Below are 11726 nucleotides of genomic sequence, written 5' to 3' on the forward strand. Positions count from 1 at the left end.
CACAGGCCCTTGGACGGCCGCAGACGCGAGACGGCCGGGTCCGGGGGCGTGCAGGGGCGTCCCCGCAGGACGACGAACATCGACCCGGGTCCGACTGCGTACCCGCCGCACGTTCGTCGTCCGAGGAGACGCCCCGGAGGGCCCCCGGACCCCCACCCACCGAGCCGGCGCACCTCGGGACCACGGAGCACCCGCACCACCCCAGCCCGTCCGGCGCTTGAGGACGGAACCCCGCGCCCCGGCAAGGGGCAACCACAACAAGGCACCGCACCCCGCAAGGGGAACCCGCATCATCCGCAGAAATTAGAACCGAAATAAATAGTCTGCAACAAAACCATCTGCTACGTTCTCTCTTGTCGAACCAACCGACAGGAGAGCCCGATGTCTGCCACCGCGTCCGCGCCCACCGTCCCCGTCCGGACCAGTCCCCCGGCCGCCGGCCGCTCCCGCCGTCTCGCCCTCGGCGTGATCGCCACCGGCCTGCTGATGACCGTGCTCGACGGCTCGATCGTGACGGTGGCGATGCCCGCCATCCAGAACGACCTCGGGTTCACGCCCGCCGGCCTCAGCTGGGTCGTCAACGCCTACCTGATCGCCTTCGGAGGACTGCTGCTGCTCGCCGGGCGCCTCGGGGACCTCCTCGGACGCCGGCGGATGTTCCTGGCCGGCACGGCGGTCTTCACCGCCGCCTCCGTACTGGCCGGGGCGGCCGGCTCCCCCGCCCTCCTCATCACCGCCCGCTTCCTCCAGGGAGCCGGCAGTGCCATGGCGTCCGCCGTCGGTCTGGGCATTCTCGTGACCCTCTTCACCGAGAACCGCGAACGGGCCCGCGCCATCGCCGTGTTCAGCTTCACCGGCGCGGCCGGCGCCTCGCTCGGCCAGGTGCTCGGCGGGGTCCTCACCGACGCCCTCGGCTGGCACTGGATCTTCTTCATCAACCTGCCGATCGGCCTGGCGGTGCTCCTCATCGCGGTACGCGTCCTGCCGGCCGACCGCGGGCCCGGCCTCTCCGCCGGGGCCGACGCCCTCGGGGCGCTCCTGGTGACCGCCGGCGTGATGCTGGGCATCTACTCCGTCGTCGAGGTCGAGTCGTACGGATGGCTGTCGGCGCACACGATCGGCCTCGGGGCCCTCGCGCTGGCCCTGCTCGCCCTGTTCGCCGTCCGGCAGGCCACCGCCGCCGCCCCGCTCCTGCCGCTGCGGATCCTCCGGTCGCGCAGTGTCGCGGGCGCCAACCTGGTCCAGATCCTCATGGTGGCCGCGCTGTTCTCGTTCCAGATCCTGGTCGCGCTGTACCTCCAGCGGGTCCTCGGTTACGGCGCCACCGCCACCGGACTCGCGATGCTGCCGGCCGCCGCGGTCATCGGCGCGGTCTCGCTCGGGATCTCGGCCCGGATGAGCGCACGGTTCGGCGACCGCAACGTCCTGGTGCTCGGGCTGGGCCTGCTGGTCGCCATGCTCGGCCTCCTGACCCGCCTCCCGGTCCACGCGCACTACGCCGTCGATCTGCTTCCGGTGATGTTCCTCGCCGCGGGATTCGGGCTCGCCCTCCCGGCGTTGACCGCGCTCGGCATGTCAGGGGCGGGCGAGGAGGACGCCGGTCTGGCCTCCGGACTGTTCAACACCACCCAGCAGATCGGCATGGCCATGGGCGTCGCCGTCCTGTCCACGCTGGCGGCCTCCCGCACGGACGCGCTGTCCGCCGCGGGCCGCGGCCCGGCCGAGGCACTGACCGGCGGCTACCACCTGGCGTTCACCGTGGGCGTCGGCCTGCTCGCAGCCGCCCTCCTCATCGCCCTCACGGTGCTGAGGCGCCCGACCCGCGCGACCACCGCCACCGCGTCCACCTGACCACACGCCCGGCCCGCGCCACCCCGTCCACCTGACCACACGCCCGCCCCGCCACCGAAGGACTGCCATGCCCGCACACCCCACCACTCCCGCCACCCCCACCACTCCCACCACCGCGACCGAGCCCCCGCCCGGCGCCGGCCCCGCCCCGCGCGTGCTCACCGGAGAAGAACTCTCCCGGCTGCTCGCGAACCAGCAGTTCGGAGTCCTCGCGAGCGTACGGAGCACCGGTCATCCTCACCTGACGACGGTGCTGTACTCCTGGGACGCCGAGGAGCGCGTGGTACGCGTCTCCAGCACCGCCGACCGCCTCAAGCCGCGGCAGCTGCGTACCGATCCGCATGCCGCCCTGCACGTCCAGGGCCCGGACCCGTTCTCCTTCGCGGTGGCCGAGGGTGAGGCGGAGGTGTCCGCCGCGGCCGCGGTACCGGGGGACGCGGTCAGCCTCGAACTCCTCTCCATGACACCCGGCTTCGAGGACCAGGACGCGGAAGCCGCCTTCCTGGCACAGGTGGTCGCCGACCGGCGCGTGGTGATCCGCATCCGGGTCTCGCGGCTGTACGGAACCGCGCTGGACATCCCCGCCACCGGCTGAGTGCAGGCGGCGGGGGCACACCGGGGCCATGTGCGCGGCAAGCGGAGGCTCTAGGATCCCGCCCATGGCTACCGACCCCGGCTACACCTGCTCCCGCTGCGGCGAACACCACACGGAACTTCCGATGGGGTACTCCACCATGGCGCCCGACGTCTGGGACGCGAGCCTGGAGAGCGACCCCGACAGCATGCTGTCGACGGACCAGTGCATCGTCAGGCACGAGCACTACTTCATCAAGGGCCTGATCGAGATACCCGTGATCGGCAGCCCGGAGCCGTTCTCCTGGGGCGTGTGGGTGTCCTTGAGCCGGGAGAACTTCGGCCGCGCCCTCGATGTGTGGGAGACGCCGGGCCGGGAGTCCGAGAAGCCGTACTTCGGCTGGCTCAGCACGGAGTTGGGGCTGTACACCCCCCGTACGACCAACCTCAAGACCAACGCGCACACCCGCCCGATCGGCCGGCGCCCGCTCATCGAGCTGGAGCCCACCGATCATCCGCTGGCCGTGGAACAGCGCACCGGCATCACCCTCGGCCGGGTCCGCGAGATAGCCGAGGCGGTGCAGCACGCCGAGGAGGGCCGCTGACGGTCCGGCCGGAGCGAAGTCCTGCCCCTGCTGTCCCTCCACCCGGCCCGAGCGGAGCGAGGTGCTACCGGCGCGGAGCGAGAGCTACCGGCGCTGCCCCTCCCCCAGCCCCGTCCGCAGTTGTACGAAGCCCTGCTCGGCGGCCTCGACCGCGTGCCCGTACACCTGGTCCGCGCTCCGGCCCTCGCTGACCCGCTGCCAGTTGTCCAGGGACAGGATGCGCAGGACCGCGATGATCTGGCCCGCGGCCAGCCGGTCCGTCACCGCGTCGCCCAGGGCGCGGGCGAGAGCGGCCTCGGACCGGCTCTGGTACGCGTAGAGGCGGGCCACCAGGGAGGGTGTTCCGTACAACAGGCGGTGGAACGCCAGCACTTGCGGCACGTCGCACAGGCCGGTGACCGGGTCGCGCCGCTCCAGACCGTCCAGGTAGTGGCGCCGCAGGGCATCCAGCGGGGACTCCCCCTCCGCCCGGTCGGCGACGACCCGCGCGGGCTCGTCCTCGTGGTCGGCGAACCGGTGGAGAACGAGGTCCTCCTTGGCCGGGAAGTAGCGGAACAGCGTCGGCTTGGAGACGTCCGCGGCCGCCGCGATCTCCGCCACCGAGACCTTGTCGAAGCCACGCTCCAGGAACAACGTGATGGCGGCCTCGGAGACCGCCTGGTACGTCAGCTGCTTCTTCCGCTCCCGCAGGCTCACCGGCGCACGGGGGAAGGCCGGCGATGCCGCTTCCGCCCCGTCCGCCGCCGCCGCGTCGGCCGAGGTCGAGGTCCGGGGGCCGGGCTTCTCTCCGCTCATGACCATGAAGCGTATCCTTTCCGACCTCGAACGATCCTGACGTCAGATGCCGCCCGGACCCGTACCGGAGTCCTCCGTTCCATGCTCGCGCGCACGGGCGGCCACCAGGACGCCGACCCCGTCCAGCACCCGTTCGAGCCCGAACGCGAACGCGTGACCGGGATCGCCCGTGGTCCACACCGCCGTGGTCTCCTTGAGCCGCGCGAGCGCGGGCTGACGTGCGGGATCGACCAGCCGGTCCAGCGTCCGGGCACGGCCCTCCACCACCTCCGCCACCGGCACGCCCCGGGACGCGGCCGCGGCATCGAGATCGGCCGCCAGCAGCGCGTCGTTCCGTACGAAACCACTGATCAGCAGGAGGACGGAGACCTTCTCGTCCGCCTCCAGGCCGGTGCCGGCGAGCGCCTGAAGCCCCTGCTCCCACCACGCGACCGAATGCGGGCTCGCAGGCGGTCCCGCGAGGGGGATGCGGAGCATCCAGGGGTTGGCGCGGAAGACCCGGCTCTGCGACCGCGCCCACCGCGAGAGCGCCTCCCGCCAGCCGCCCCGCTCCTCCGGGGCCGGCAGCGGTGGCGGAGACCCCAGGGCCGCCTCCTGCATGAGTACGAAGAGCTCGTCCTTGGCCGCCACGTACCGGTAGAGCGACATGGTGGCGACCCCGAGATCTTTGGCGACCCGCCCCATGGACACCGCGCCGAGCCCCTCGGCCGCCGCCACCGCCACCGCGGCGCCCACGATCCGCTCCGGACTCAGTCCGGGCCGGGGCCCCTTCACGGGGCGGGGCCGCAACCCCCAGGCCGCCTCGATGCTGGCCGGCAGACCGGTGCCGCCCGGCGAACCGCTCCCATTCTCCCCCGCCACCTGAACCGCCTTCCGTCGGACGGTCATCCTAGTGAGGCGCAGCTCTCGCGCTCGGCGCGCACGTACGCCGTGAACGCGTGCCTCACCCCCGGAAGTCCAGCGTCCCGCCGCCCCCGCAGTGACCTCCGGGGGAGACATGCGGTCTGCCGTACGGGTCACCACGACGGGGACCTTGCGCCGTGCGCGGCTCAAGAGCGGCGCAGCAGTGGGCGCGGGTGCACCGGCTAGAACACATCCGGGCACCAGGCCCGCCGCCCCGCCCGCAGCATCCCGTCGGCGCGGGCCGCCGCCCCCGGTGTCCGTTCCTCGATGCGGCCCAGGGCCGCCAGGCGCAGGGGCGACTCGTCGCCCAGGTACAGGGTGCCCAACTCGCCTATGTCCATGACCAGGTCGGCCGAGCGGGTCGTCGGGGTGCAGGTGGCACCGTCCGGGGAGGCGTCCAGGTGGAAACGGCCCGTGGTGAGGCCCGTGGTGTCGTGGATGTCCAGGACCAGCGAACCGGGCACCGCGTAGGTACGGGCCTCCAGTGCGCGGACGACGTCGAGGACGCGAACCCACATGAAGTCCGCGTGCGTCACCACACGGGCCGCGCGCGGGTCCGGGAGAAGGAGCGGGAGGAGGTCGTCGGGGGCGCGGTAGCCGGTGCTGATCGTGGCGATCCAGTCGACCGAGCAGAGGAAGTGCCACAGCGCCCGCTCGGCCGCCGGGGTCGTCGCGATCATGCTGTGCACCGTCGCCCGGTTCAGCGGCTGCTTGGCGTCGCCCCAGTTGTCGTCGGCGCGGTAGACCAGCAGGCCGTCGACGCTGCCGTCGGCGCCCCGGTAGACGGCGTAGAACGGCTCGGTCCAGCGGTCGTGCGGGAAGAGCACCTGGCCCGTGGTGAGGTCCCACCAGCGTTCGCCGCGGCTCACCGCGCCGTGCTGACGGGCCCGCAGCCGGTCGTGCAGGGCCGGGCCGAGCTTGCGCACCTCCGCGCCGTCCACCAGGTCGATCCGTCCGCCGTCCTCGGCGGACGGGACCCTGCGGTGGGGGTCGAGGCCCGTCCGGGGGACGTCGACCTCCCACGCGGTGGTCCAGGTCGCCGGGCCGAACCCGTACCGCCCGTAGATCGGGTACTCGGCGGCGATCAGCGTGGCCGCCACGTCGCCGCGCTCCTTCGCCGCCGCCAGGTCCGTGGCCATCATCCGCGTCAGCAGCCCGCGGCGCCGGTGGGTGGGCGACACCGTGACGTTGGTGACCGCGTCCGTCGGCACCGCGGCGCCGCCGACGACCGTCAGCTCCTGCGCGAACGAACGGAACGTCGCCACGCAACGGCCCTCGTCGAACACCCCTTGCGTACGCGCCAGGTCGAGGTACGGCAGACGACCCGTCACCTCCTCGTCCGATGGTGTCGGCGCCCGCAGGAAACCGGTGTTCACCGCGCGCAGCCAGTCGTGGAGCTCGGATTCGGCGAGGGAGTGGGCGTCGAGGGTCGTCATGCCGTCCACGCTAGACACGGAGAGCGGCGGATGTCGCCGCCTTTTCCCCGCGGCGGTCAGAACGCCGCCCGGATCTCCCCGACCTCCGCGCTGCCGCCCAGCAGCGGTGCCCGGCCGATCCGCGACACCACCGGGGCGTCGACGCCGAGCAGGCCCAGCGCGCGGGCCAGCACCGGACCGAGCGCCCGGGCCGAACCGTCGTCGATCTTGAAGGCCAGCGCCCTGCCGTCCGCCAGCGCCACCGCCTGCACCGCCTCCGCGCCCATCTTGGAGAGCGTCCCCGGCACCTCCCGCATCAGCCAGGTGTCGGGCCGCCGGGTCCCGGCCACGTACTCGGGATGGGCGCGCATCGCGTCAGCCACCCGGCGCTCGGCCGTGTCCGGCTCCGCCGTGACGAACGTACGGAACGCCCGCGCGAGGCCCACCAGGGAGAGCGCCATCAGCGGCGCCCCGCAGCCGTCCGTACCGACCGCGGTGACCGGCTCGCCCGCCGCCTCCTCGACGACCTGGTGGACCAGCTGCTGCAGAGGGTGCGCCGGGTCGAGGTACGTGGCGGTGTCCCAGCCGTTGTGGAGGCAGGCCGCGAGCATCGCCGCGTGCTTGCCCGAGCAGTTCATCGTGATCCGCTCCCGGACGTGGCCCGCGGCGAGATACGCCTCCGCTTCCACCGGGTCCAGCGGGAGGTCGGCCGGGGTCTGGAGGTCGTCGGGCGTCAGTCCGTGCTCGGCGAGCATCTTGCGTACGAGATCGAGGTGGAAGCCCTCGCCGGAATGGCTCGCGGCGGCCAGCGCCAGCCGCTCCCCCGACAGGTCGAGACCGGCCCGCAGCACCGCGGCGGCCTGCATCGGCTTGTTGGAGGAGCGCGGGAAGACCGGAGCCGACGGATCACCCAGGGACATCTCCACGCTGCCGTCCGCGGCGAGGACGACCAGGGAGCCCCGGTGGTGTCCCTCCACGAATCCCGACCGGACGACCTCCGCCAGGACGGGAAGGCCGGGAGCCGAGCCGGATATGGCGGACGGGGAGGAGGGGGACGCGGCTGCGCTGGAGGTCATGGTGGCCTTCCGGGTCGGGCGGCACCCGCCCGCGGATTCCGGGGCCGGGCGGGACCCGCCCCCGGAAGGATCGCTTCAGGCGAGCAGGTCGTCTACTTGGGCTTCCCCGTCACGGTACCTGCGGGCGATCTCCGCGCTGCAATCGTCCGCGGTCCGCTGGAGCCGGGAGCGGCGCCGGGAGACCTGCTGTTCGTAGCGGACCAGGCGTCCCATCGCGGTGTGCAGCTCTTCGTCCGTCCGGGCGTCGAGGTCGGACAGCTCGACCTCGGCGAGCGTCTCCGCCGCCAGCTTCCGGTACTCGTCGCTGCGCGGCGTGCTGAGCGTGACGTGCCGTGCGGAGGAGCGGTGCAGGGACGGGGTGTCCGCGAGGATCTCCGACAGCCGGTCCACCACCGGGGACTCGGGGTCCCGCCGCCGCGCCAGCTCGGCCCGCAGGATGTCGATCCTTCCCTGGACGAGCCGCCGCACATAGCTGAGGTCCGCCTCGTCACGCTGCGAGTCCCGCCGCAGCGCGCGCAGTTCCGGCAGCCGCAGCGCACCCAGATCGGCCGGCGTCGATCCCGCGGGGCCGTCCTCGGAGCCGTGCCCGGTCCGCTGCACGGGTGGGCGCATGGTGCTCGCACCCGTACTGGCCTTGCCGTCGACACCGGGGCGCGCGACCGGCACCGCGCCCGGGGATTGCCCGGTTCCATGCATGCTCATGCTGTGTCCATCCCCTCGACCGGTGCGTCGGCACACCGCCTCCGTGCATCGTGCCACTCCGAGGGGCCCCATGGAGTTGCTCTGTACCCGTTCAGCCCAAGATAGGTTGGTCTGTATGCGTGCAGTGGTACAGAGGGTGGATGGTGCGAGCGTCACGGTGGCCGACCCCGGGGACGCGGGCGGCGGCCCGGCGGTCGTCGGCGAGATCATCGGCGAGGGCCTGTGCGTGCTGGTCGGAGTCACCCACGGCGACACCCCGGAGAAGGCGGCCCAGCTCGCCCGCAAGCTCTGGTCGGTGCGCATCCTGGAGGGCGAGAAGTCCTGCTCCGATGTGAATGCACCACTTCTGGTGATTTCCCAGTTCACCCTCTACGGGGACGCCCGGAAGGGCCGCCGTCCCACGTGGAACGCCGCGGCGCCCGGCGAGACCGCCGAACCGCTGGTCGACGAGGTCGTGGCGCAGTTGCGGGCCCTCGGCGCGCACGTGGAGACAGGCCGGTTCGGGGCGGACATGCGGGTCTCGCTCACGAACCACGGCCCGTTCACCCTCATCGTCGAGGTCTGAGCCGGCGGACCGCCCGTGCCCCGGGCCCTGGGGCACGACGCGGGCCGCGCACGACGGGCCCAGGCCCTACGGGGCCTGCGCACGACGGTGCCTGCGCATGACAGTGCCTACGGCTCGACGACCGTCTCCTGCGCCGCCGCCGTGTCCCCCGCCAGCAGCTCCGCGTCCACCGCCACGTTGCGCTTCACCAGGGCCAGGGCGATCGGCCCCAGCTCGTGGTGGCGGGCGGAACTGGTGATGAAGCCGAGCTGACGCCCCTCGGCCCCGTCCGCGGCGAGCCGCACCGGCGTGCCGTGCCCCGGCAGCAGCACCTCGCTGCCGTCCAGGTGCAGGAAGACCAGGCGCCGCGGCGGCTTGCCGAGGTTCTGCACCCGGGCGACCGTCTCCTGGCCCCGGTAGCAGCCCTTCTGAAGGTGGACGGCCCCGGGGATCCAGCCCAGCTCGTGCGGAATGGTGCGGTGGTCGGTCTCGAACCCGAGCCGCGGACGGTGCCCCTCGACCCGCAGCGCCTCGTACGCCAGCACGCCGGCGACCGGGCCGTGCTCCCTCGCGTACGCCTCCAGTCCCTCGCGGGGCAGGAACAGATCGCGTCCGTACGGCGTCTCCCGCACGGCGGAGCCCTCCGGGACTCCGGCGATGGAACCGGCCGGCAGGTAGACCACCGCGATGTCCTCGGTGCGGTCGGCGACCTCGACGCGGTAGAAGAACTTCATCGACTCCAGATAGGCGATCAACTCGCCCTGGGTGCCCGGCTCGACGTGCATCCACACGGTCTCGCCGTCGTCGACGAGATACAGGGCGTGCTCGATGTGCCCGTTCGCCGTGAGGACCAGGGCCTCGGTGGCCTGGCCCGGGGCGAGATCGCTGACGTGCTGGGTGAGCAGGAGGTGCAGCCAGGTCAGCCGGTCGCTCCCGGTGACGGTCACGACCCCGCGGTGCGAGAGGTCGACCAGACCGGAACCGTCGGCGAGGGCGCGCTGCTCGCGGAACAGATCGCCGTAGTGCGCGGCGACACCTTCGTCGCGCCCCTCGGCGGGGACGGCGCCGGGCAGGGACAGCAGGGGGCTCTTCATGCGACCAGCGTACGACCCCGCCCCGGGTGACGAACCGGGCGTCGGCTCCCAGGAGCCGGTCCGCGTCACGGACGGGGCGCCGGCTCCCCTGGCCCCTCGGCCGTCGCGGCCCCTCCGCCCGCTCCGGCCGCCTTCGCCGTGCAGCCGGCACAGCGGCCGAAGATCGCGAAGTGCTTCATGTCCGTCTCGAACCCGAACGAGCCGCGCAGCTTCTCGGTGAACTCGGCGACGACGTCGACATCGGCCTCGATGACGTTCGTGCAGTCCCGGCAGACCAGATGGATGTGGTGGTGGCGGTCGGCCAGGTGGTACGTCGGAGCGCCGTGCCCGAGATGGGCGTGGCTGACCAGCTCCAGCTCCTCCAGGAGCTCCAGGGTCCGGTACACGGTGGAGATGTTCACGCCGGACGCGGTCCGCCGCACCTCGGACAGGATGTCGTCGGGCGTCGCGTGTTCCAGCGTGTCGACGGCTTCCAGGACAAGCTGCCGCTGCGGCGTCAGCCGGTAGCCGCGCTGCCGAAGATCGGTCTTCCAGTCGGTGCTCACCACAGGCCCCAGTGTAGATCCGGGCGGGCCCGCCGCCCGGCTGTCCGCCGGAAAGGGCCGTGGACGGGCGTGACTACTTGAAGAAGGCGATTCCGTCGTCCGGCAGGTCGCCGAGGCTCTTGGCCATCGCCGCGACGTCTTCGGGGGTGACGACCTTCTTCAGGTGCGCCGACATGTACGGCCGCAGCTCGACCTCGGGCGTGGCCTTCTCGCCCACCCACATGAGGTCGCTCTTCACATAGCCGTAGAGCCGCTTGCCACCGTTGTACGGGCCGGAGGCCGCAGTCCGGGCCACCGCGTCGGTGACCAGGTCGATCTGCGGCTTCTTGTCGGCCAGCTCGCCGTACCAGATCTCGATGACGCCCTGGTCGCGGACCATGACGACCTCGACCTTGCGGTCCTTGTCGATGCGCCAGTAGCCGGACTCGGACTCCAGCGGCCGGACCTTGTTGCCCTCGCCGTCGAGCACCCAGGAGTGCGAGACGTACTCCAGGAAGTCCCGGCCGTCGTGGCTGAAGGACACCTCCTGGCCGAAGTTGCACTTCTCGGCGCCGGGGAAGTCGGACACCCCCGCGCCCGTCCAGTTGCCCAGCAGGAAGGCCAGCGGGACGAGGTCCGGGTGGAGGTCGGACGGGATCTCGATCATGAACGGCTCAATCGATCTGTGAGGCGGAAGGCGGGGCGGGAGGCAGGGGCGCCGGACTAGCGCTGGCCCTGGTACAGCTTCTTCACGGTCAGACCGGCGAAGGCGAGAACGCCGACGCAGACCAGGACCAGCAGGGCGGAGAAGAATGCCTCAAGCACGGGGGCTCCTTGGACGAGCGGTATGGCGGCAGTACAGGGCCGGGCCCCAGCCTAATGGGTGGGGTCCCGGCCCGCCGGTCCGGGGCGTGCCGCGAGGCGGCTCAGCCCAGCAGCTGGTTCTGCAGGATCAGGGTCTGGTGGAAGGGGATGCGGGGCGTACCCCCGCCGCCCTCGCGGGACTGGACGACGAGGGCGACGGTGTCGCCCGCGATCAGATACGCCTGCCGGACCTGCGCCGCCCCGAAGGGCTTCGGCTCGCTGAACACGTACGAGACGGTGTCGTCCACCACCCCGCCCCCCTTCCACGTCTCGTCCAGGTCCATGCTCGCCGCGCCGGGCAGCGGATCCCCTGACGTGGAGCCGATGTAGCGCGAGTCGCGGAACGCCTCCGCGAAGGCCGTCGAGTTGAACCGGAGCAGGTAGACCCGGCTCTTCGTGCCGTCCGGCATGGTCCAGCCGCGCGCCGCGATGTGCCGGAGGGCGGACTCCTCGAGCTGCTGCCCGACATCGGCGCGCGAGCTCTTCTCGAACGCGGAGACGAACTGCTCCGTGCTGATCCAACCGCCCGTGAGCTTCTTGTCCGGCGTTGCTCCGGCCGGGGCCGGGAGCAGCAGCTTGCGCAGGTCGGCGTGGTGGACCTCGGCGGTATTGCCCTCGCTGAAGGGGCGGGGCGCGCCGGACGGGAGGGCGGGCAGGCTCAGCCGGGGATAGTCCCAGCGCCCGTCGCTCTCGGTGGCCAGGCCCGGCACGTCGGTGCGCTCCGCCGAGGTGATGGCGTACGCCGTACCGGCGCCGAACCCGCCGAACAACAGGACCGCG

13 protein-coding genes are annotated in these 11726 nt (G+C 72.4%); 4 read left to right on the forward strand and 9 right to left on the reverse strand.

The window, feature by feature from the left end:
• Window positions 1-381 precede the first annotated feature (381 nt).
• The 3 genes from E6R60_RS29910 to E6R60_RS29920 all read left to right on the forward strand — a co-directional run bounded on the left by E6R60_RS29910 (window position 382) and on the right by E6R60_RS29920 (window position 3029).
• The gene (locus tag E6R60_RS29910) at window positions 382-1851 is read left to right on the forward strand and encodes a DHA2 family efflux MFS transporter permease subunit (RefSeq protein ID WP_136329818.1); all 1470 of its coding nucleotides are present in this window, start codon (window positions 382-384) and stop codon (window positions 1849-1851) included.
• 67 nt (window positions 1852-1918) lie between these two features.
• Window positions 1919-2446 carry a TIGR03618 family F420-dependent PPOX class oxidoreductase gene (locus E6R60_RS29915; protein WP_136329819.1) on the forward strand — a complete coding sequence of 176 codons (528 nt, stop codon included), beginning with the start codon at window positions 1919-1921 and terminating at the stop codon, window positions 2444-2446.
• Between the two features lie 124 nt (window positions 2447-2570).
• The gene (locus E6R60_RS29920) at window positions 2571-3029 is read left to right on the forward strand and encodes a DUF2199 domain-containing protein (RefSeq protein WP_240802731.1); all 459 of its coding nucleotides are present in this window, start codon (window positions 2571-2573) and stop codon (window positions 3027-3029) included.
• A gap of 84 nt (window positions 3030-3113) precedes the next feature.
• On the opposite strand, the gene E6R60_RS29925 is transcribed toward E6R60_RS29920, so the two are convergent.
• The 5 genes from E6R60_RS29925 to E6R60_RS29945 form a co-directional block, all read right to left on the reverse strand.
• Window positions 3114-3830 carry a TetR family transcriptional regulator gene (locus tag E6R60_RS29925; protein ID WP_136329821.1) on the reverse strand — a complete coding sequence of 239 codons (717 nt, stop codon included), beginning with the start codon at window positions 3828-3830 and terminating at the stop codon, window positions 3114-3116.
• A gap of 36 nt (window positions 3831-3866) precedes the next feature.
• A complete protein-coding gene (locus E6R60_RS29930) occupies window positions 3867-4685 on the reverse strand; it encodes a TetR/AcrR family transcriptional regulator (RefSeq protein WP_240802729.1) in 819 nt (272 codons plus the stop codon).
• Window positions 4686-4909: 224 nt separating this feature from the next.
• Window positions 4910-6163 carry a GNAT family N-acetyltransferase gene (locus E6R60_RS29935; RefSeq protein ID WP_136329823.1) on the reverse strand — a complete coding sequence of 418 codons (1254 nt, stop codon included), beginning with the start codon at window positions 6161-6163 and terminating at the stop codon, window positions 4910-4912.
• 56 nt (window positions 6164-6219) lie between these two features.
• Complete coding sequence (locus E6R60_RS29940) at window positions 6220-7218, reverse strand: asparaginase (RefSeq protein ID WP_136329824.1); 999 nt, start codon at window positions 7216-7218, stop codon at window positions 6220-6222.
• Between the two features lie 75 nt (window positions 7219-7293).
• Window positions 7294-7920 carry an ABC transporter substrate-binding protein gene (locus E6R60_RS29945; RefSeq protein ID WP_206309551.1) on the reverse strand — a complete coding sequence of 209 codons (627 nt, stop codon included), beginning with the start codon at window positions 7918-7920 and terminating at the stop codon, window positions 7294-7296.
• Between the two features lie 115 nt (window positions 7921-8035).
• Here E6R60_RS29945 and dtd point away from each other — a divergent pair, with 115 nt between their 5' ends.
• Window positions 8036-8485, forward strand: coding sequence for a D-aminoacyl-tRNA deacylase (gene dtd / locus E6R60_RS29950; protein ID WP_136329825.1), 450 nt, complete (start codon window positions 8036-8038; stop codon window positions 8483-8485).
• 107 nt (window positions 8486-8592) lie between these two features.
• Here the strand turns inward: dtd and E6R60_RS29955 are convergent, their stop codons facing one another.
• From E6R60_RS29955 to E6R60_RS29975, 4 genes are all read right to left on the reverse strand, one after another.
• The gene (locus E6R60_RS29955; RefSeq protein WP_136329826.1) at window positions 8593-9558 is read right to left on the reverse strand and encodes a glycine cleavage T C-terminal barrel domain-containing protein; all 966 of its coding nucleotides are present in this window, start codon (window positions 9556-9558) and stop codon (window positions 8593-8595) included.
• 65 nt (window positions 9559-9623) lie between these two features.
• A complete protein-coding gene (locus E6R60_RS29960) occupies window positions 9624-10106 on the reverse strand; it encodes a transcriptional repressor (RefSeq protein WP_136329827.1) in 483 nt (160 codons plus the stop codon).
• A 70-nt stretch (window positions 10107-10176) separates the two neighbouring features.
• Window positions 10177-10749 carry an FABP family protein gene (locus tag E6R60_RS29965; protein WP_136329828.1) on the reverse strand — a complete coding sequence of 191 codons (573 nt, stop codon included), beginning with the start codon at window positions 10747-10749 and terminating at the stop codon, window positions 10177-10179.
• Window positions 10750-11008: 259 nt separating this feature from the next.
• A partial coding sequence (locus tag E6R60_RS29975) for a hypothetical protein (protein WP_136329829.1) occupies window positions 11009-11726 on the reverse strand: 718 nt, incomplete at its 5' end.

The sequence above is a fragment of the Streptomyces sp. A0642 genome (assembly GCF_004795105.1).
Taxonomy (GTDB): domain Bacteria; phylum Actinomycetota; class Actinomycetes; order Streptomycetales; family Streptomycetaceae; genus Streptomyces.

Coding starts and splice junctions, on each gene's coding strand:
- E6R60_RS29955 (WP_136329826.1), bottom strand. CDS start 9,558: ATGAAGAGCCCCCTGCTGTCCCTGCCCGGCGCCGTCCCCGCCGAGGGG.
- E6R60_RS29925 (WP_136329821.1), bottom strand. CDS start 3,830: ATGGTCATGAGCGGAGAGAAGCCCGGCCCCCGGACCTCGACCTCGGCC.
- E6R60_RS29920 (WP_240802731.1), top strand. CDS start 2,571: ATGGGGTACTCCACCATGGCGCCCGACGTCTGGGACGCGAGCCTGGAG.
- E6R60_RS29965 (WP_136329828.1), bottom strand. CDS start 10,749: ATGATCGAGATCCCGTCCGACCTCCACCCGGACCTCGTCCCGCTGGCC.
- dtd (WP_136329825.1), top strand. CDS start 8,036: ATGCGTGCAGTGGTACAGAGGGTGGATGGTGCGAGCGTCACGGTGGCC.
- E6R60_RS29945 (WP_206309551.1), bottom strand. CDS start 7,920: ATGAGCATGCATGGAACCGGGCAATCCCCGGGCGCGGTGCCGGTCGCG.
- E6R60_RS29910 (WP_136329818.1), top strand. CDS start 382: ATGTCTGCCACCGCGTCCGCGCCCACCGTCCCCGTCCGGACCAGTCCC.
- E6R60_RS29935 (WP_136329823.1), bottom strand. CDS start 6,163: ATGACGACCCTCGACGCCCACTCCCTCGCCGAATCCGAGCTCCACGAC.
- E6R60_RS29940 (WP_136329824.1), bottom strand. CDS start 7,218: ATGACCTCCAGCGCAGCCGCGTCCCCCTCCTCCCCGTCCGCCATATCC.
- E6R60_RS29915 (WP_136329819.1), top strand. CDS start 1,919: ATGCCCGCACACCCCACCACTCCCGCCACCCCCACCACTCCCACCACC.